We start from the raw sequence: 20,940 nt of genomic DNA on the forward strand, positions 1-20,940 counted from the left end.
CATTACCTTGATGAGAGACCATTTTTATTCATAAAATTGCTATGTTCCATAATACTTTTGCCCAGCATTAGCCGACTTTTATACTTGCTGTTTATCTCGCTTTGCACAACGTTACCCCCCAGTATCCAAACCTACTAGGACCGTTGTCGCTTCAATTAATTTTATCAATAAACAGGGTGCGGTAAGTTAAAACGAGTGGATTATCAAAGGTATTCAAATCAGTTTAAAGAAGCCATATTAAATAAGCTCAATTGATTGCAACAATGTAAGAATTACAAGCTTATCGACCGGTGGTTCAGGCGGTGAAGACCGTTTGACCGAGAATTTATCATTCAGTTTTAGCGATGCTACCTACACTTATACACCGCAAACAAGTGATACAAGTCCCGGCACGCCGATTACTGCAACTATCGGCGGTTGCTAATATCGTGCATTCGTAAATATTAAATTGCGCTCAACGATCTTAGCAAAAATTGGTTTGAGCGCATCATTAATAAAAGTTGAACGGTATGGCTGAAATTTCGCTGCGTTGTTTCTAGTCACATCAATATTGAATACTTGTCTCAACTAATTAAACTTTCAAATTTTTCAATCGGCAGAGGTTTGCTAAATAAATGTATCCGTCCGGCGATTGCCGTCTAGTCTTGCCTAACTTAACATCCCATGGTAGCAAATGCTCGATGCTCGGCTCAAAATACATAGCCAGATATGGCTATGTTAATTCAATAGCCAGAGCGATAGACCCAAGTTACTGTTAGCTTAAAGCCTCACCTAGGTAATCCAGTAGCATGCGAACTTTTGGTGATAAGTGTCTATTATGCGGATAGAGAGCCCAGATCCCCTCTTCGGGTTGTCGATTAAGCTCTAAGACTGGCACCAGCTGACCAGATTGAATGAAAGGTAAAACATAATAATCGGGTAATTGTATTATGCCTATACTCTTGATTGCCGCATCGACAAGTGCATGACCGCTATTGCAGCTTAAATTACCTCTGACTCTGATGTTTCTTGTCTTACCATTTTCTTGAAAGCGCCAGTAATCGAGTGTGCCTTGCAAGCAATTATGTTGATCTAACTCAGACAATGAGTGAGGCAAGCCATATGTTGCAAGGTAATGAGGTGAAGCGCAAACATATTGAGTCCTCGAACCTAGCCTTTTTGCCATCATACTTGAGTCTTCGAGTTGTCCCAGCCTAATGGCGAGATCGAAGCCTTCATCAATCATGTCGACCTTCTGGTTTGTTAAGGTTATTTTGATCTCAAGTTCGGGGTATTTGGATATAAAATCATTGATTAACGGTGCTATCGTCCCTTCACCATAGGTTACTGGAGCGGTAATCTTTAACAGTCCCCTAGGCGTGCTCTGCAAGTTAGTGATGGCACGCTCCGCTTCTTCGAGTCCATCGAGTACCTGGCGACAATGTTGATAATAGACTTTTCCCACTTCAGTGACTGATACTTTTCGTGTGGTTCGATGAAACAGTTTAGTTGCCATTCTGGTTTCCAGCGCGCTGACCTGTCTGCTGACTTGCGCTGTGGAGATCTCCAGATGTTGTGCTGCCTTGGTAAAGCTTTCAGCTTCTGCTACAGCAACGAATTCACTTACCCCTTCCCACTTCATCATTGTTACCCTTATGAAATTATTCTCAGCAAATATAGAGTAATTATTACCAAATTTAAGTTAAAAGCAATTTAAATTTAAATCTCATTTAAAATCGCTATCACATCCTAGCCATCGTTATAGCAAGAGTGTTAATGGTTTTTATTATTACTACAAGTAAAAAGTGTTTTCCAATTTACATGGATTATCAACTTATTCATAAAGAATATAATCACTGCCATCGAATGACCAAGAAGTCGTCCAGCCTCAGTTTAAATCGTTCCATATGATGTAGATAGGCTGCAAATATTTTTTTAATCTAAGGAAATACACATGAGTACAACATTTTATATGCCTGCGATGTCGATGATGGGACCCGATGCCATTAAGCAACTCGGTAGCGAGCTCAAGGCTAGAAACTTTAATAAAGCGCTTATCGTGACAGATAAGACGCTGGTCGATATTAAATTAGTCGACAGGCTGACCGATGAATTATCTGCTCACGCTATCGCGTTTACCATCTTTGATGGTGTAAAGCCTAACCCAACAGAGAAAAACATCGAGCAAGGTCTTGAGTTACTTAAGATTGAAGACTGTGATTTTGTTATTTCATTTGGTGGAGGCTCTCCTCACGATTGTGCTAAAGGCATTGCCTTAGTCGCTACTAATGGTGGTCATATTCGTGACTACTCTAAAGGTGTGCATTTATCAGCTAAGCCACAATTACCTCTGGTCACAGTAAATACCACCGCGGGTACTGCGGCAGAGATGACCATATTTGCCATTGTTCATAATGAAGAAGATGAGACGAAATACCCGATTGTAGATAAAAATATGACTCCGATTATTGCAGTAAATGATTCAGAACTTATGGTAGCGATGCCTAAATTTCTCACAGCGGCTACGGGTATGGATGCATTGACCCATGCGGTTGAAGCTTATGTCTCAACCGCAGCAACGCCAATAACAGACGCGTCTGCCATTAAGGCCATTGAACTTATCTCAATGAACTTACAGAAGGCTGTTGATAACGGTGAAGACCGCGAAGCACGTGATGCTATGCAGTACGCTGAATACCTAGCAGGCATGGCTTTCTCCAATGCCTCATTAGGGTATTCACATTCTATGGCACACCAACTAGGGGGAGTTTATGACTTAGTGCACGGCTTATGTAATGCGATTTTGCTGCCTTATGTTTCTCGTTTCAATGCAACCGTTAGTCCTGATCGATTTGCCGACATTGCCAAAGCAATGGGTGTCGATACGAGAGGCATGGATGCAGCCGATGCCGCAGAAGCAGGTATTGTCGCAATCGAGCAACTTTCAACTTCAGTGGGTACCGCGCAGAAGTTTACTGATCTTGGCGTAAAGCAAGAAAGGCTCGAATTTATGGCAATAAATGCCTTAAATGACGCGTGTTCTTTAACCAATCCAAGAAAAGCCAACACACAAGATATTATCAATCTTTTTAATCAAGCTATGTAAATAGCCTTGCTAAGCCTTGAACAACAAGGCTTAGCTAAACTTTGGAGTCATCATTATGAAAACGTTAATTCATCCCCAGGTCGATAGTGGCATAGTAGCAACGGCAGAAGCTTTTACCGGTGGTTCATTGCAATGCCAGTGCACTCATAAGCCTGTAGAAGTGCTTGTGTCAGCGCAAACTGCGCATAACCATGTCTGCGGTTGCAGCAAATGCTGGAAGCCAGAAGGCGCTTTGTTCGCTCAAATAGCCGTAGTCGCCAAAGACAAAGTCAGCGTGACTGCTAATGCGGATAAATTGCAGATAGTTGATGATTCGGCCGCCATTCAGCGCCATGCTTGTACAGAATGTGGTACTCATATGTACGGCAGAATCGAAAATATTGGACACCCTTTCTATGGTTTAGACTTTGTGCATACAGAGCTATCTAAACAGCAAGGGTGGTCAGCGCCTGAGTTCGCTGCCTTTGTCTCTTCAATCATTGAGTCAGGTACTGCACCTGAAGCGATGACAGATGTTCGTAATACATTAACTGACTTGGGATTAGCACCATATGACTGTTTATCACCAGCATTAATGGATGTCATTGCAACTCACGTTGCGAGTCATAAGTAATCTTGTATTTTGTGTCAGACTTAACTGGCATCAACATAAAAAAAAGCGCTTAGGCGCTTTTTTTTATGAACCTATTTTTTATGTATCTTTTATTAATTTCAGTTTGAACTGACAGTGTTGAATGTTAATCGCTTCTATTATTACCAATAGGTAAAAGAGTTTTATATATGTAGCCGATTATCATTTATATTAAAACGACTATAATGTTTGTAATCCAATGACGTCATTTAATGATATTTAAAGCATGGGTTATTTAACCCAATGTAGAGTGAAATAGACAAGTTAAATATTAGTCACTATCAAAAATTGATTGACTATTTAACCCTAGATATTGCAGGACACTGTCCATCTCATCGACAATAGATTAATGGCAGCAAAATGGGCTAAATCAGCTAAGGGATAAGCGTTAATTGTTATAGTGAGGTATTAGTATGGCTGGAGGATGGTCGAAAGATGGTGCGGTACAAGAGCAAATCGATAGTAGTGTTGAAGATGCTGTGGCCGCAGTAAGAAGCCAACTCGGCGCTGGCGATAGTTTACTGCATTGTGAAGAGTGTGGTGAAGCGATCGCTGATGCAAGGCGTATTGCGGTTCCAGGGGTTAAACTCTGTATTCATTGTCAAAACGAAATAGACAGCAATCAGGCGAAACAACACCTGTTTAATCGTAGAGGCAGTAAAGATAGCCAATTACGTTAATTTGCCAGAAAAAAATGGTTAACAAGCTAACTTGAACTGAGATGTAGCCTAAAGCCCCTTCAGTCTTAAATAAAATCAATTTACACGTAATTATTACCATATGGTAAAAGTTAATTGCCTATTGATGGGATTATCAATATAGCAAAGATCGTTATAATCGTTGCCATACCATCACGGTGACATACACCGTATTTAAAGTTTATTCAAAGTAGGAATACAAGATGACAGCACAAACTCTTAAATCTAAAGCCGCCGTTGCTTGGGCTGTAGGTCAGCCTTTATCTATGGAAATCGTAGATGTTATGCCTCCTCAGCAAGGTGAAGTACGCGTTAAAATGATCGCCACTGGGGTATGTCATACCGATGCGTTTACGCTTTCCGGTGATGATCCAGAAGGTATCTTCCCTTGTATTCTTGGTCACGAAGGCGGCGGGATCGTCGAGTCTATCGGTGAAGGTGTTACGAGCGTACAAGTGGGGGACCACGTTATTCCACTTTACACGCCTGAATGTGGCGAATGTAAATTTTGTAAGTCTGGCAAAACTAACCTTTGTCAAAAAATCCGTGAAACACAAGGTAAAGGCTTAATGCCTGACGGCACCACACGTTTCTCTAAAGATGGCGTAGAAATCTTCCATTATATGGGCTGTTCCACTTTTTCTGAGTACACAGTACTACCTGAAATATCACTTGCCAAAGTGAACCCAGAAGCACCACTTGAAGAAGTGTGTTTATTGGGTTGTGGTGTGACAACCGGTATGGGCGCAGTAATGAATACCGCCAACGTTGAAGAAGGTGCCACGGTGGCTATTTTCGGCATGGGGGGGATCGGCCTTTCGGCAGTTATCGGCGCGACAATGGCTAAAGCTTCTCGCATCATAGTCATCGACATTAACGAGAGTAAATTTGAGCTGGCACGTAAACTTGGTGCTACCGATTTTATTAACCCTAAAAATTACGATAAACCAATTCAAGATGTGATTGTCGAATTAACCGATGGCGGCGTTGATTACTCATTTGAGTGTATCGGTAACGTTAACGTGATGCGATCAGCGCTTGAATGTTGTCATAAAGGTTGGGGGGAATCAGTGGTGATCGGTGTTGCTGGCGCAGGACAAGAGATCTCAACGCGTCCGTTTCAGTTAGTGACTGGGCGTGTATGGAAAGGATCAGCATTCGGCGGTGTTAAAGGTCGCACTGAGTTACCTCAATATGTTGAGCGTTACATGGCGGGTGAATTTAAGTTAAGTGACTTTATTACTCATACCATGGGACTTGAACAAGTTAACGAAGCATTCGACTTAATGCATGAAGGCAAAAGTATTCGTACTGTTATTCATTTCGATAAATAAGTCGTCATTCCAAAAGACAAGCGCCCTAGGGCGCTTGTCTTTTTTTAAAGAAAACAATCGATAATAGCTATTGAGAGCAACGCTAGAAAGTATAGTGCTCTGAAGCAGATTTTATAGGAGTCGATATTAAATGACCGTTGAAAATATCAGTGTAAATAAGAGTTTTGGTGGTTGGCATAAACAGTATAGCCATGATTCAAAGACTCTTAATTGCGCCATGCGATTTGCCATTTATTTACCGCCTCAAGCGTCTAATGGTGAGAACGTCCCCGTACTTTACTGGCTTTCCGGGTTAACCTGTAGCGATGAAAACTTCATGCAAAAATCGGGAGTACAGCGTATTGCTGCAGAGCTGGGTATTGCTATTGTCGCCCCAGACACGAGCCCAAGAGGTGATGATGTTGCCGATGACGAGGGTTATGATCTCGGCAAGGGAGCAGGCTTTTACGTTAATGCGACTCAAGCGCCATGGAATCGTCACTACCGTATGTATGACTATGTGGTCAATGAGCTACCCGATCTGATTGAAACGATGTTCCCCGTTACTAATAAGCGATCTATTGCCGGCCACTCTATGGGAGGTCATGGTGCATTAGTCATCGCGCTGCGTAACACCGATGCTTATCAGTCGGTATCGGCCTTTAGCCCTATCAGTAACCCCATTAATTGTCCTTGGGGGAAGAAAGCGTTCGCGGCCTACTTAGGTAGAAATACTGCAAATTGGGCTCAATATGATGCGAGCTTATTGATGCGTCAAGCGAGTCATTTTGTACCTGCATTGGTCGATCAAGGTGATGCCGATGACTTTCTTGTTGAGCAGCTGAAGCCGGAAATACTTAAAGCTGCGGCTCAGGTTAACCGTTATCCGTTAGAGCTTAATTATCGTGAAGGTTATGATCATAGTTACTATTTCATCTCTAGCTTCATCGAAAACCACTTACGTTTTCATGCCAAATATCTAACAAAGTAACTTCTGTTCCGTCCACAGATGTAATTAAAAAAGGTGTCTACATTTATGTCGACACCTTTTTACTTTGGTTTAAATTACTTTATTACCAATGGGTAAAAGTAATTTGCTATTTAGCTAGATTATCATCTGAGTGGTTATACATATAATAACCGCAACTAAACAGTATCCCAATCAATGCGCGGGCTTAGCCTGCCGACCACTTTACATTAAGGCTTATTTTATGAGTTGGATTTTTCTACTACTGGGTGTCATGGCCGAAGCGTTATCTCATGTGGCGTTAAAAGCAACCGATGGGTTTAGTAAACCTTTACCTGCGTTGATGGTGATTTTGGGGCATTTAGCCGCTTTTCTGTTTCTAGGTCAAGCGATGAAGGGGATGCCTGTAGGGGTGGCACATGCGCTTTGGGCTGGCTTAGCCATCGTGACCGTTACACTGCTATCAGCTTTGTTTTATCGACAACATTTAGACTTAACCGCTTGGGTTGGCATGGCGTTGGTTGCCTCTGGTGTAATCATGATTAATTTATCTCAGGGACATAGCCATTAATGAGTTCGTACTCCCTTTTCTAAATACTTCGGAGGCCTTCGCTCATTGTTCAGAATAATGGTTGTCATTAAAAAAATAAGTATGGGTTATAAAAGTAATGGATCAGCAAGCCTAAGGTGTTTTTTGTGAAATGTAGCTTTCGTGTCTCAAGCACAACTCAAGATGTTGTACTTATCTAAAGCACCGTAATTATCCGTATCAGTAATACTACGCTATAAGAATTAAGGCTGAAAGAGTAATAATCTTTTACCAAAAACCGGTATTATCATTATTTTAAAATCAATTAAACTACCTTCATTACTTAAAACATGAAAAGGGAAAAATTTTATCTTTATACTTAGTCATTAAAGTTACTTGGGAAGTGGTTGCTTAATTTCCTCGTGTCAATTTAGTGGAAACATATTTGTTATGCCATCTTGTTAAATGGAGAACAACAGTATCAACATTTCTTAGGGATTATAATCCTTGATAAAGTTAATTACATACAATGAATTTCAACCATATTGAAATAATCAATAGTGGATGCAATGCAACAAACAAAAACAAAGGAACATATGATGAACACGCTATCATATAAGCCAGGGATAACCCTATTAAAGTCAGGCTCATTTAAACTAAATGATTTGAGTCAACTTCTTGAAGTTGACGGTTTAAAAAGCCAAATGGCAGAAGTTGCAGTAACAAATAATTCGGAAGCACTCTCGATTGGTCACTTTACTATGCAGCCAGGAGTTGAATTCGAATATTTCTATGATTCTGTAGAATATAAAGTAATTATAAAAGGTAAAATAGTAGTACGAGATCTACAAGGTAATAAGTATATTGCTGAAGTTGGTGACGTGATTATTTTTTCAGCTGATGTAGCTGTTATTTTTGATGCCGAAAGTGATGGTGAAGCTATTTATACCGCTCATCGAAAAGCAGCAACTGAATTTGCACCACAAGTATAATACTTAAACTTAAGAGTTCAATTAAATGATAAATAAAATTATAAGTAAATATAAAGCAACATTCTGTTGTACCAATGGTGTTCTTATCCATCCTAATATTGACAAAGGCATTCAGCCAGCATTGAATAATTTTAAGGGCGGCGAGTTAAAATGCCATTGCCGCTCAAAAGCAGTTATAGTCGAGATTAAAGGACAAAGTGCTCATAATCACGCTTGTGGCTGCTCTAAATGTTGGAAACCTGCTGACGCTCTTTTCTCAGTGGTAGCAGTGATCTCAAAAGATAACCTTAAAGTAACAAATAATGAGTCAAAGCTTAAGGTTGTTGATGGCAGTGCTGCAATTAAGCGATTTGCCTGTAAGGAGTGTGGAGTTCATATGTACGGTCGCATTGACAATACAGAACATCCTTTCTTTGGCTTAGATTTTATTCATACTGAACTCTCTACGCAAAAAGGCTGGTCTGCACCAGAATTTGCAGCGTTTGTATCGTCAATTATTGAAACAGGAACGAAGCCTGAAGATATGGATGCAATACGTCAGCAATTAACATCACAAGGGTTAACTCCTTATGATTGCCTTTCTCCTGCATTGATGGATGTAATCGCAACACATACCGAAAATAATAAGTAACTATAAATGCTCTTTTGAGCCTTTTTGATCCACTTACGTCTAGCTTTACCCATTTTTATATTTTGATAATCATATTGGAATAACAGAACGTATAAGCTGAAAAAAATTCAATTAATTTAGAAAACAAGATCAATTTTTGATTCCGCAAATTCAAATTCACTATTTTCACTGATATTATTACTTATTAGTAAAAGTGATTTAACAAACGTGGGTATTACCTTTTTCAGCAACGCAATATAATATATTTCATCTAAGAGAAGGCTTTCCTACCTATTATTTGAGCATAAATTCCTGCTATTTGGCTTCTTAAAAAATAAGAGTTGAGAGTATTGTCTTTTTACATTTGAAAATATAACTGTTAAGGCATAAGTCAGATTGAAATCTGAAAAGCAAATACGGGAATACATTTTAACATTTACTAATTTGGAGTTTATGATGACTAATATTATTGTTGTTGGTGGTGGTGCCGGTGGTATGGAGTTGCTGGGTAAAATCGGAAAAAAACTGGGAAAAAATGGCAAAGCTAATATTACGTTGGTGGATATAAGTGCCTACCATATATGGAAACCACTCTTGCATGAGTTAGCAGTAGGCAGCTTGGATGAAGGCCTCAATGCGGTAGATTATCGTGCTCACGCCTCTAAGAATGGTTATAAATTCGAACAGGGTGCCCTTACAGGTGTAGACCGTAGCAATAGAAAAATCATTCTAGCTTCAATGAAAGATAAGAATGGCGTTGAAATTCTCCCTGAGCGCTATATCGATTATGACTATTTGGTACTTGGTATCGGTGCTATCACCAATGATTTTGGTATTCCGGGTGTTCGTGAACATTGTGAATTTTTGGACCTTACCGAACAGGCTATGACTATGCGCCAAAAAATTCTCAACAGATTCTTGCAACATGCAAAGAAGCCTGATCAAGGGTATTTCGATATCACAATCGTAGGAGCCGGTGCCACAGGCACCGAGATGGCTGCCGAGATGCACCACGTTGCCGACACCCTTAGTGGTTATGGATATGAAATCGCCAAAGATCTTCTGAGAATAAACCTGATCGAGGCCTCAGATCGTGTCATGCCTAGCCTTAAAAAGGAGTGTCTGTACGAAGCCGTCGATAAACAGCTACGAGCTCTGGGTGTAAATATCATGACCAATACAATCATTACCGAAGTGACTGCTGAAGGGATGTACACCAAAGAAGAGTGGTTTATCAAATCAGATATGATGATTTGGGCGGCGGGAGTCAAGGGACCTGATATCCTAGGGACGCTCGATCTTGAGGTCAATACGATGAACCGGCTGATTGTTCACGCGAATTGCCAAAGTACCACAGATGAACGCATATTTTCTTTTGGTGACTGCGCTGCGTGCCCACAGCCGGATGGTTCTTATACTCCGCCCCGTGGTCAGACAGCCCGTCAGATGGCTCTTCTGGTCGGTGACAATTTGATCCGTCTATTGAAAGACAAGGATGCCAAACTTAAAGATTATCTTTACAAGGACCTGGGAGGATTTGTGAACATGTCTAAGTTCTATACTGTGGGTAATATGTTCTCATTCCTCGGAGGAGGAGTTGCCATTAAAGGATGCCCCGCCCGTTTTGTCTATGCCTCACTATATCGTAGGCATATACTCGCCATACATGGCCCAATAAAGGGGTTATTACTGTTGGCGCTAAATGGTGTACAAAGCCGACTGCGTCCGCAATTGAAATTGTGGTGATAAATGATTTTTAGTCAGAAATTGAATAGTTTCGAATAAAATGCCGGGCCAAATTGGCCCGGCATTTAAAATAAAAATATGCAAAATAAAAATATGCCACCCATTTTTTGAAGTAACAACATAACCCTTTCTATTTGAGTCGCGAGCACCTTGTATAATTTTCTCTACGGGCAATTCAACGGAACAATCATGGGTGGCTAAATTAAATCATTGAATGATGTTGAAGTGTTGTTGGATGGTGTCCATAATTTATGCGACTTATTTCTTATGCCAAATAAATGAGGGATCGGATGACCATGTTCCACTTTTAATATCCAGAGTTCCCCAAAATGATTCTCTAACAAACACCTCAAATTGCCCATGCTTTTCTAGATCCCAGGAATCATCAGTTTCTACTTCACTGGGAAATTTATTATTGGCGTAAACACGAATAGCCCAATAATGAGGTCTAAATGGATCAAACAAGCTTCTAGTCCGTGCAATTGCCCTGAAATCACTATATAAGACATTGTTGTCATCCAAATACTGTGCCGCCGCGGCAACTATCTTGCTTGGGGGCTGATAAATTCTTTTTTCAACAGGGTATGCCAAGACAACAGCCAACATGCCTATGGCCCCAAAAATCAACATATTCGGCCATTTAGCAGGCCCGAAATACCAAGCGACAAGACCGGATAATATCAGCCAGATAGCAAAGCATATGTAGAGCGGCTCCAAATCCAGCAACATAGGGAAAAAAGAGACACCTTTATCTCCGGGCGCTGCACTGTAAAACAGTGCGGCGCAGAATAATAGCGAACACAACGCCTCTAACATTCTTAACTTAATCAAACTGAATGCTCCACTGTGTTAATGTGCCAAGATTATCTTTCTTTTGATCGCTAACCTTGAGCGTCCAAACACCCTTCACCGTTTCAATCATATTCGAGTCAATAGTCCATAGTCGCTTGTTAAATGAATATTTCAGCGTGTGGCTAACTTTGTTTACGCCAACCGAATGCAAGTAACCAAACCATCAATACGAGTTCTCCTAGTGCAAAGAGAATTAACCAGCCCCAATCGACATCTGGAGCAAAGTATTTGCCTAAATACATACCAATATAAGACGTGCCGGCTAGCCCCACTGGAATACTAAGCCAGCTTGGAGTAACGGTAGAACGCCATAACAAAATACTGAGCATACCTAGGTGAACCCCAAACAACATCAGCGCCATCGACTCCATCGACTTAGCCGCTGACAGGTGGGCAAAAACCATAGATTGGATATCTGATTCGCTGAATAAATTTGATATCGACAGACTCACAGCCAAGTCGTAGGCTAGAATACTCGAAGATAGACCAACGAAAGCAAGCGCAGTGTAAATAAGCCGAGACCACGCAACCAACTGTGAAAGCGCTCTTTGATCTTTACGCAAATACCAAAATAAAGCCCATGCGACAATAATATCCATCACATAAGTAACAAATAACAAGAATGTGCCAATTAGAAATGGAGTTCCATTGGATTGCAAGCCATTGACTGTTGCAGCGATATCACCTTTGACAACGCTTTGCGACATGAAATAAAAATTTGCTATGGGTGCTGCGAAAACCATTACCAACAGACCTAACCCAGCGATTATGGCTGAGTTTCTTTGCGTTAGACCATTAGAAAAATCCTGTGCAGAATCATTGTCCATCAAGTTAATCCTTTAATTCATTGATAAGAGGTGCCATATCGGCTTCTAAAAATACATAGCCAGCCATTTTTTGAAGTAACAACATAACCCTTTCCTATTTGAGTCGCGATCACCTTGTATATTTTGCTCTACTGCCAATTCAACGGAACCATCATGGCTAAATTAAATCATTCAAATTGGTTGAGGTCTTCCCTTTTGACAAACTTATTAGTTAACAATGTGCCTTTAAAGCTTTTATGCCACTGCATAAGCACGTCTTTATCTGACCATTGTTTAGCCTTATCTGCATCAACTTTTATCACCACATGCAAATGGTCGCTCCCTGCTTATTAATAAGAATGCATAAGTGCAGATATCAATCGCAAAGATGGTAGCCAATTCAAGAATACGTAAATCAACCCACTCTCGGCGATGCTCAAAATTTTCGCCTGTTGAGTTATCAATGCCGCACAGAAAAGCCTTACGCACTCCACGCGAGCAACAATGATAACTTTCTATATACAGTGAGAAGGTGTGTCATCTAAGCTAATGATTGTTTGTCTGGGTATGGCCAACTTCAATTACCATTTTGAAAGGGTAAATAAAGCGTAGATTATTGTTTGTTATTTAGCCAACCATCTTGGATGGCAATGTTAATTTATCTCCGATCAATACGATGGGGCTATAGCTCAGCTAGGTCAGCGGTTCGGTCCCGCATAGCTCCACCAATTTAAAACATAGAACTTAGTATTTAGCTAATGGCTAAATACTTCCGACTAACAACTCCCCTTCCAAGCATCACTACAATATAAATAAAACCATTAAATAATAGCAATCATTGAACTTATTTAATAAGCTTAATTTTTAAGCAATAAAATTGACTTATAAGGCTTACTCATGAACACATTTTCACTGCCACGCTCCCTACTTATTGTTTCATTATTATTGCTTCTTTCTGCTTGTAACGATGCAGCCATAACACAGGTTGCAGCTCCGGCACCACATGTTGTTGTTGAGATAATAAAAGAGATCGATATTGTGCCAGAAATGGCTTTTATAGGTAGAACAGAAGCAACTGAAGATGTATCGCTCCGTGCGCAAGTTGAAGGTGTTTTATTAAAGCGTCATTTTACTGGTGGTGATGATGTAGAAGCAGGTGATCTTTTATTCGAAATTGACGCTACCCCTTATAATACAGAAGTAAATCAACAAAAAGCATCTTTAAAACATGCGCAGTCAGCTTACAAAATTGCTAAAAACCGTTGGCAACGTGGTCAAAAATTAATTAACACGGGTGCAATTTCAGAGTTGGACATAGATGAATTAACAGCCAGTATGAATCAAACAGAGTCAGATGTAGCGATTAAACAAGCCTATCTAGATAATGCTTTATTAAACCTTTCTTATACAAAAATAATGGCACCTATTTCAGGCCGAATTAGTCGCTCAAAAGTGAGCACAGGGGACTTAATCACTGCAAATAATTTAGAGTTAGCGACATTAGTACAACTCGACCCTATTTGGGTTAACTTTCAAATTCCTGAAAAAACATTAACTAAAGCGCGTAAAGAGTTTACCGATGGACTCACTGTAGACACAGATGACTTGACGGCGACAATTAACTTGTCAGATACACTGGACTACCCTCATACAGGGAAAATTGACTTCATTGATAACCGTATTGATCAAAGCACAGGTACATTAGCTATTAGAGCGATATTTATTAACCCCAAGGCATCCTTATTACCAGGGCAATATACTAAATTGTCACTCGCAATGCCCCACGAAGAAAAAATTGTTGTGATTTCACAATCAGCCGTACAAGAAGAGCAACAAGGACGTTTTGTATTAGTGGTTAACGAAGAAAACAAAATTGAAAAACGCATGGTTAAACTAGGTACTCGTTATGATGTTCGTTGGGAAGTGATAAAAGGGTTAAAACTCGGTGAAAAAATAGTCGTTGAAGGGTTACAAAAAGTGCGTGTCGGTATTGTAGTTGAAACAACAGAGCAGACTGAAACTCCTTTCGCTTCAAAAAATGAAAAATAGGTTACCAATATGATTAGTACATTCTTTATTCATCGACCTAAATTTGCTTTTGTTATTTCAATTGTATTAACGCTTGCAGGTTTATTATCTATTCCCATTTTATCTGTCGCCGAATTCCCTGAAATTGCACCTCCACAGGTGAGTGTTACGACAAGTTACCGGGGCGCAAGTGCTGAAACAGTAAAATCTACCGTTGCTCAAGCAATCGAGTCATCAGTAAACGGTGTAGAGGATATGTTATACATGTCTTCAAGTAGTGCAAATGATGGTAGTTATTCACTTAGTATTACCTTTGCTGTAGGAACTGATGCTGATATGGCTCAGGTCAACGTGCAAAACCGTGTTACCTCAGTGATGGCAAAACTGCCTGCAGAAGTGCAACAATCAGGTGTGTCTGTAAAGAAAAAATCACCGAATATGTTATTAGTAGTGAATTTAAACTCACCTAATGAAACCTTCGACTCTCTGTTTTTAAGCAATTATGCCAATATCAATATTAAAGATTCTTTAGCCCGTCAGCCAGGCGTATCAGAAGTACAAATTATTGGTGCGATGGATTATGCAATGCGTATCTGGCTTGATCCGAATAAAATGTCTACCTTAAATGTCACCACAGAAGATGTGATTGCATCTATACGAGAACAAAATATTCAAGTCGCAGCAGGTCGTGTTGGTGCGTCCCCCTCCTCTAAAGATCAAAGTTTTCAATATACTTTGCAAACTAAAGGTCGCTTCCAAACTGCTGAAGAATTTTCAGAGATTATGATCCGTGCGAATCCTGACGGTTCGAAAGTTTATTTAAATGCAGTTGCTCGCATAGAATTAGGCTCAAGTAGCTACGATGCTGAAGGTAAGTTTAATAATAAACCCTCGGCCATTATTGCCGTATATCAATCTCCGGGGGCAAACGCGTTAGAGGTAGCAGAATCAATCAAAAAAGATCTCGAACGTTTATCGGTTAGCTTCCCAACGGATATTGAAAGTGTCATCGCTTATGATACGACCGAAGCCGTTAGCGCTTCTATTGGTGAAGTGATTGAAACATTATTAGTTGCAGTTGCGCTTGTTATTTTAATTGTATTCCTGTTTTTGCAAGATGTACGTTCAACTCTTATTCCCGCGATTGCAATTCCAGTTTCATTGATCGGTACCTTTGCCTTTATGCTTGCCATTGGCATGAGTATTAATACCATCTCACTGTTCGCTCTGGTGCTCGCAATTGGTATTGTGGTAGATGATGCAATCGTAGTGATAGAAAATGTAACGCGCTTAATGGAAGATGAAGGATTATCCCCCATAGATGCCACTGAAAAAGCAATGAAAGAGGTGACTGGGCCCATCATTGCGACAACATTAGTATTATTAGCTGTTTTTGCCCCAACAGCCGTAATGCCAGGTATTACAGGGCAAATGTATGCTCAATTCTCTATTACTATCTGTATTTCAGTGCTTATCTCGTCAGTCAATGCATTGACCTTAAGCCCTGCATTAGCGGCAACATTATTACGCAAACCCAAAAAACATACAAAAGGCTTTCATTTTCAGTTTAACAAGTTCTTTAATAAATTAACCGAACGTTATACTGCGATAGTCAGTCTATTAGTACGTCGATTATTACTCGTCGGCATCGGCTTTGTGATACTAATGGGTGCATTATTCGTACTTGCCGGTAATACACCTTCAGGCTTTATCCCCATCGAAGATAAAAAATCATTTATGGTAGATATTCAGCTACCTGATGGTGCTTCACTTAACCGTACAGAAGATGTTATAGATGAATTAGTGACGATTGCGAGCGATGAGCCAGGTGTAGCTGATGTTATTCATGTGAGTGGTTTTAGTATTTTAACGGGCTCAGTTGCATCTAATGGTGGTTTGCTCATTATTACCCTTGAAGATTGGGATGAACGTAGTGATAAAAGCATGCATCAGAATCAAATCATCGCACGCTTACAAGGGAAATTTAATACATTACCTTCTGCAAAAGTAATGGCCTTTGCCCTGCCCTCTGTCCCTGGTTTAGGTGCTACCAGTGGACTTTCATTTGTATTGCAAGATACGCAAGGAAGAACTCCAGAACAATTATCACAAGTGATGGGATCCTTTATATTAAATCTCAATAGTTTACCTGAAGTTGCCTTTTCATTTAGTAACTTTCGATCTAATGTGCCTCAGATGTATCTGGATATTAACCGTAAAAAGGCAAAAGATTTAGGCATCGAATTGAGCGTTATCTTTAATACCTTACAAACCCAACTGGGTGGCTATTACGTGAATGATTTTAATCGCTTTGGTAAAGTGTTTAGTGTCATGGTGCAAGCGGATAATGAGTTCAGAGACAGTGAAACAGATATTAATAGCTACTATGTGCGCACAAAAAACAATGAGATGGTGCCACTCAGCACGCTAGTTGAAATAACACCGATTCTTGGACCCGAATCCGTTAAACAGTACAATTTATTTAGCTCAACAGATATCAATATTTTCCCCACACCAGGATACAGTACCGGTGAAGCGATAGCGGCAGTCGAACGTGCTGTGAATACATTACCCTCTGGTTACAGTTATGAATGGACTGGACAAACGTTCCAAGAGCTACAAGCGGGAAATTTAGCGCCATATATTTTTGCTTTAGCTTTTTTATTTACGTATCTATTCCTAGTCGCACAATATGAGAGTTGGACCATTCCATTAGCGGTAATGCTTTCTGTTCCCCTCGCTATGTTAGGTGCTTTTATTTACCTTAACATTATGGGTTATGAGCTGAATTTGTATGCTCAAATCGGTTTAGTGTTATTAATTGGTCTCGCCAGTAAGAGTGCTATCTTGATAGTAGAGTTTGCTAAAGAATTACAAGAAGGTGGCAAGCCAACGCTGGAAGCCGCTGTTGAAGCGGGTCGTTTGCGTTTCCGTGCTGTACTGATGACTGGGCTATCTTTTGTATTAGGTGTTGTACCACTTGTTCTTGCAACAGGCGCAGGTGCTGAAAGCCGAAAATCATTAGGTTATGCTGTATTAGGGGGCATGGTTGCATCAGTAATACTCGCAACCATACTGGTACCTATCTTCTACGCGATGATGCAAAAGATGCGTGAATCATTTAAAGCGCCAAAAGATAAAACTGCACTGATAGAAGATGATAAATAAAAGTGCGATAAAAGCTGAGAGGCTGAATGCGGAGGATAAGTAGAATAAACGTCATTTTTCATTAGATCTAAAATATACTTTAGTTGATAATTTCAACTTTTTCTTCATATTTGTTTTGTATTTACTTAACTTTCATCTTAATGAAGCTACGAAAGTCAGACATTTCTCCCATGTACTCACCGGTTTCATAAAATGTGAGGTAAAGGGCAACTGCGGCCCACTGTTGGGCAAACCAGCTCTGAATATTGCTTTTGTTTATGATTAACTTATGTTTATTCAAATAGACTTGCCTGAGGAGGTGCTCTACTTACCGTAAGAATGATTTTGACAATTTCGTCATTTTTTTATTCAGATGACTTAGTATCTTTGTTATCACTGCTGGATCTTCAATGCTTAATGATCTTAACCACACCGCCATATTGATGACAGGTTTCAATATCTATCCCATAGCAAATACATGCCACCCATTTTTTGAAGTAACAACATAACCCCTTTCTATTTGAGTTGCGATCACCTTGTATAATTTTCTCTACGAGCAATTCAACGGAACAATCATAGGTGGCTAAATTAAATCCTATTAGTTATACATATTAGTGTGCATGCCTATCTTTTCCCTCTGGTTTCAAGGCTGGAAATTTATGCGTTGCAAATACGGCATGACAACTAGCGCACGACTCATTCATTTCAGAAAAATAAAAATTTATTAGTTCTGGCTTTTTACTTTGTGCGGCATGTTCAAGCATTCCTGCTAAATAATGAAACCGCTGATCTTTTTCAATAAATTCAGGTGGCAATACTGAATGTAGTTCTTTTACTTGGCTTTCTGTTAGGCTTTGTTTCAATATATAACTATTCTTTATTTTCTGTGCCGTAGTTTCTATTTCGCTCCAGTTTCCAGAAATGTATGCAGGGATGATAGACATCATTCCACCCTGTAATGCTTTCATTTCTTCAGATAATAGTTTGCGCAAATCAGGAGAAAGCGCCTCCACACCAGAAGCCTTTTCGTGTTCTTCATGCTTATGTACATCTTCTGCATAACTCATTGTTGGTAATAGGATAGCCAAGAGTGCGATGCTAATAAAAGTTTTCATATAAGTCTCTGTTTAAGTTGATTTATAGACACCTTAATAACAGGCTGGGTGGCTAAATTAGATCCCCTAAATCCCTCGCGACTTTCGTTTCGCTCGGGTCTCGGGGTTTTTCGCCGAATGAGTGTAATTGAGCTATTTAGTTCTATTGGCTTCAAAACGGCTATTTTTCAACAAAAGCTCTCTCAACAACGTAGTCTCCTTGCACTCCCTTTTTAGGACTTTCCTTAAAGCCTTTTTCATCAAGCATGGTACAAGTGTCTTCTAACATGGAAGGACTACCGCACAACATTATTCGATCAAATTCAGGGTCGAGTTCGGCTATCCCAATATCTGTATATAATTTCCCCGAATTAATTAAATCAGTAATTCGTCCTTGATTTTTATAGGGTTCACGAGTGACACACGGATAGTAGATGAGTTGTTCAGTTATCATCTCACCAAGATATTCATGATTAGGAAGATCTGTTGTTAATATGTCATGGTATGCCAATTCATTGGTATACCTTACGCCATGGAACAAAATAATTTTTTCAAAACGTTCATAGGTTTCAGGATCTTTAATAATACTTAAAAACGGGGCTAGCCCTGTACCAGTACCAATCAAGAGTAAATTTCTACCGTCTTTTAAATCATCAATAACCAGTGTTCCTGTTGGCTTACTACCAATAATAACTTCATCTCCAATAGCTAAATGTTGTAATTTTGATGTAAAAGCACCCCCCTCGACTTTAATACTGAAAAACTCTAAGTAATCTTCATGGTTTGCGCTAGCAAGACTATAGGCTCGCAGGATTGGTTTAGCCTCTTTCTGCGCTAAGCCAATGATGACATATTCCCCATTTCTAAATCGAAGGCCTTGACTACGCGTTGTCTTGAAAGAAAATAATGTATCGTTCCAATGAACGACATCTGTGACTTTTTCGGGGTTGAATTTTCTATTCATGTTTTTCCTGTACATTTTAATAATTAATTTACCTGTGGGATACAGGTATACATGGCAGATTGAAAGTACGAATGGCCCTCTGCCGCTGCGTAAAACCAAGCTCTTTGGGGATGACACAACTCTGTTGAAAAACACCGGCAGGGAAAAGATCTCATTTAACCGCAAAATGGTGCTTATTTGAATCCAGTATTACCCTAGAGAATGCTGTGGACTGCTGTTCAATAAAGCACCCAGCGTCTAAGTTGGTAGTCCTTCTTTTTTGACGTTTATTTCCCTATGGCGTACAAGGATTTTGGCGGCTATAGTGAAAAACGCCTTACCCACACGGCTTTTTTTTTACCTTATATAAGACCTTACGCTTTATTACCTAATATGGTTTAAAATACGGGCTAAGTAATATGACTAACATGATATCCATTTATCATTCCTAGTTATTTGTTATTTAAAATTTGCTTTAGCTATACTTCTTGGCTAAGTGTAAAATCTTTTTGACCATGGCGCGTAAACCATTACCACGCTGCGCACTTAAGTGACTGAATAAATCAATTTCGGTGAAGAACGCTTCGATATCAACACCGGTAATATCCTGAGGTGTTCTTTTATTAAATACACTAAGAACAATAGCCGCTAATCCTTTAACAATTTGAGCTTCACTGTCGACAGCCATCAAAAGGATGTTATTTATTTCATCGTATTCGCATACTAGCCATACCTGACTTTGGCAACCGACGATAAAATTCTCATCGGTTCTAAACGCTACTGGCATGCTGGGAAGTTCCTTACCAAGGTCGATGATATAATGGTAACGTTCTTCCCAGTCATCAAAAAAATGTAGGGCCTCTTTGATGTCTTCAGATTTGATTTCACTACCAAAAGGGCTTTCTGGTAAACCGATAATAGACAGTGTGCTCATCAAAATAACCCCATTTCTAATTGCGCCTCTTCCGTCATCATTTCTCGACTCCAAGGCGGGTCAAGAACAAGGTCCACTAAGACAGTATTGACATTAGGCACTAGCCCAACTTTGTATTTGAGATCCTCGATCAATACCGGTCCCATGCCGCAGCCTGGCGCGGTTAACGTCATGGTAATCACTACGGTGTTGGCTTCTATCTTACAATGGTATATCAAACCCAAATCAACAATGCTTACAGGTATTTCTGGATCGTAAACAGCAGATAACGCCTTCCATACATTACTTTCAAGCACCGTTTGATTGCCTGACTTTTCATCTGAGAGTTCAAATTCTAAGACGATGGGTTTAAACCCAAGTGCATCGCCATCGGTACCATCGATGCGAGCCATATTGCCGTTAACCAAAACGGTATAGGCTCCTCCTAAAGATTGGGTCAGAGTGACAAAAGTATCTTTTTTTATTGTAATAGAGGTTCCGACTGGTACTAATCGTGCTGGACAGTCTCTATTCACTACAATTATCTTTTTTTCCATAATATTATTCAGTATTCGTCAATGTTTTT

19 protein-coding genes are annotated in these 20,940 nt (G+C 39.9%); 11 read left to right on the forward strand and 8 right to left on the reverse strand.

The window, feature by feature from the left end; translation table 11 throughout:
* Positions 1-754: 754 nt before the first annotated feature.
* The gene (locus CXF80_RS03970) at positions 755-1,624 is read right to left on the reverse strand and encodes a LysR substrate-binding domain-containing protein (RefSeq protein WP_101031446.1); all 870 of its coding nucleotides are present in this window, start codon (positions 1,622-1,624) and stop codon (positions 755-757) included.
* Between the two features lie 309 nt (positions 1,625-1,933).
* Here CXF80_RS03970 and CXF80_RS03975 point away from each other — a divergent pair, with 309 nt between their 5' ends.
* From CXF80_RS03975 to CXF80_RS04015, 9 genes are all read left to right on the forward strand, one after another.
* A complete protein-coding gene (locus tag CXF80_RS03975) occupies positions 1,934-3,085 on the forward strand; it encodes an iron-containing alcohol dehydrogenase (RefSeq protein WP_101031448.1) in 1,152 nt (383 codons plus the stop codon).
* A 55-nt stretch (positions 3,086-3,140) separates the two neighbouring features.
* Entirely contained in the window at positions 3,141-3,698 is a 558-nt protein-coding gene (gfa, locus tag CXF80_RS03980) for an S-(hydroxymethyl)glutathione synthase (RefSeq protein ID WP_101031450.1), read from the forward strand.
* Positions 3,699-4,129: 431 nt separating this feature from the next.
* Positions 4,130-4,396, forward strand: a complete 267-nt coding sequence (locus CXF80_RS03985; RefSeq protein WP_101031452.1) for a DksA/TraR family C4-type zinc finger protein — start codon at positions 4,130-4,132, stop codon at positions 4,394-4,396.
* Between the two features lie 221 nt (positions 4,397-4,617).
* Positions 4,618-5,748, forward strand: a complete 1,131-nt coding sequence (locus CXF80_RS03990; protein ID WP_101031454.1) for an S-(hydroxymethyl)glutathione dehydrogenase/class III alcohol dehydrogenase — start codon at positions 4,618-4,620, stop codon at positions 5,746-5,748.
* A 130-nt stretch (positions 5,749-5,878) separates the two neighbouring features.
* Positions 5,879-6,718, forward strand: coding sequence for an S-formylglutathione hydrolase (gene fghA / locus CXF80_RS03995; RefSeq protein ID WP_101031456.1), 840 nt, complete (start codon positions 5,879-5,881; stop codon positions 6,716-6,718).
* 220 nt (positions 6,719-6,938) lie between these two features.
* Positions 6,939-7,265 carry a DMT family transporter gene (locus CXF80_RS04000; RefSeq protein WP_101031458.1) on the forward strand — a complete coding sequence of 109 codons (327 nt, stop codon included), beginning with the start codon at positions 6,939-6,941 and terminating at the stop codon, positions 7,263-7,265.
* A gap of 557 nt (positions 7,266-7,822) precedes the next feature.
* A complete protein-coding gene (locus CXF80_RS04005) occupies positions 7,823-8,215 on the forward strand; it encodes a hypothetical protein (protein WP_101031460.1) in 393 nt (130 codons plus the stop codon).
* Between the two features lie 25 nt (positions 8,216-8,240).
* Entirely contained in the window at positions 8,241-8,846 is a 606-nt protein-coding gene (gene gfa / locus CXF80_RS04010) for an S-(hydroxymethyl)glutathione synthase (protein ID WP_101031462.1), read from the forward strand.
* A 375-nt stretch (positions 8,847-9,221) separates the two neighbouring features.
* Positions 9,222-10,571 carry an NAD(P)/FAD-dependent oxidoreductase gene (locus CXF80_RS04015; RefSeq protein ID WP_332871096.1) on the forward strand — a complete coding sequence of 450 codons (1,350 nt, stop codon included), beginning with the start codon at positions 9,222-9,224 and terminating at the stop codon, positions 10,569-10,571.
* Between the two features lie 258 nt (positions 10,572-10,829).
* Here the strand turns inward: CXF80_RS04015 and CXF80_RS04020 are convergent, their stop codons facing one another.
* Genes CXF80_RS04020 through CXF80_RS04030 form a run of 3 tightly spaced genes read right to left on the reverse strand, consistent with a single transcriptional unit; the run spans position 10,830 to position 12,250 of the window.
* A complete protein-coding gene (locus CXF80_RS04020; RefSeq protein WP_101031466.1) occupies positions 10,830-11,402 on the reverse strand; it encodes a hypothetical protein in 573 nt (190 codons plus the stop codon).
* The gene (locus CXF80_RS20735; protein ID WP_101031468.1) at positions 11,395-11,493 is read right to left on the reverse strand and encodes a proprotein convertase P-domain-containing protein; all 99 of its coding nucleotides are present in this window, start codon (positions 11,491-11,493) and stop codon (positions 11,395-11,397) included. The genes CXF80_RS04020 and CXF80_RS20735 overlap by 8 nt, the downstream gene beginning before the upstream one ends.
* Before the next feature lie 52 nt (positions 11,494-11,545).
* Positions 11,546-12,250: a DUF4386 domain-containing protein gene (locus tag CXF80_RS04030; protein WP_101031470.1), complete on the reverse strand. Its 705-nt coding sequence runs from the start codon at positions 12,248-12,250 to the stop codon at positions 11,546-11,548.
* Between the two features lie 876 nt (positions 12,251-13,126).
* Here CXF80_RS04030 and CXF80_RS04040 point away from each other — a divergent pair.
* Both CXF80_RS04040 and CXF80_RS04045 read left to right on the forward strand, forming a co-directional pair.
* Complete coding sequence (locus tag CXF80_RS04040; protein WP_101031472.1) at positions 13,127-14,278, forward strand: efflux RND transporter periplasmic adaptor subunit; 1,152 nt, start codon at positions 13,127-13,129, stop codon at positions 14,276-14,278.
* Positions 14,279-14,287: 9 nt separating this feature from the next.
* Positions 14,288-17,425: an efflux RND transporter permease subunit gene (locus CXF80_RS04045; RefSeq protein ID WP_101031474.1), complete on the forward strand. Its 3,138-nt coding sequence runs from the start codon at positions 14,288-14,290 to the stop codon at positions 17,423-17,425.
* Positions 17,426-18,015: 590 nt separating this feature from the next.
* On the opposite strand, the gene CXF80_RS04050 is transcribed toward CXF80_RS04045, so the two are convergent.
* The 4 genes from CXF80_RS04050 to sufT all read right to left on the reverse strand — a co-directional run bounded on the left by CXF80_RS04050 (position 18,016) and on the right by sufT (position 20,911).
* The gene (locus CXF80_RS04050) at positions 18,016-18,519 is read right to left on the reverse strand and encodes a cytochrome c (protein WP_101031476.1); all 504 of its coding nucleotides are present in this window, start codon (positions 18,517-18,519) and stop codon (positions 18,016-18,018) included.
* A 160-nt stretch (positions 18,520-18,679) separates the two neighbouring features.
* Complete coding sequence (locus CXF80_RS04055) at positions 18,680-19,462, reverse strand: ferredoxin--NADP reductase (protein ID WP_101031478.1); 783 nt, start codon at positions 19,460-19,462, stop codon at positions 18,680-18,682.
* A 454-nt stretch (positions 19,463-19,916) separates the two neighbouring features.
* Positions 19,917-20,375: a SufE family protein gene (locus CXF80_RS04060; protein ID WP_101031480.1), complete on the reverse strand. Its 459-nt coding sequence runs from the start codon at positions 20,373-20,375 to the stop codon at positions 19,917-19,919.
* Positions 20,375-20,911 carry a putative Fe-S cluster assembly protein SufT gene (sufT, locus tag CXF80_RS04065; RefSeq protein WP_101031482.1) on the reverse strand — a complete coding sequence of 179 codons (537 nt, stop codon included), beginning with the start codon at positions 20,909-20,911 and terminating at the stop codon, positions 20,375-20,377. Before sufT ends, CXF80_RS04060 begins: the two co-directional genes overlap by 1 nt.
* Between the last annotated feature and the right edge of the window lie 29 nt (positions 20,912-20,940).

Source organism: Shewanella sp. Actino-trap-3 (assembly GCF_002836275.1).
GTDB lineage: Bacteria > Pseudomonadota > Gammaproteobacteria > Enterobacterales > Shewanellaceae > Shewanella > Shewanella psychromarinicola.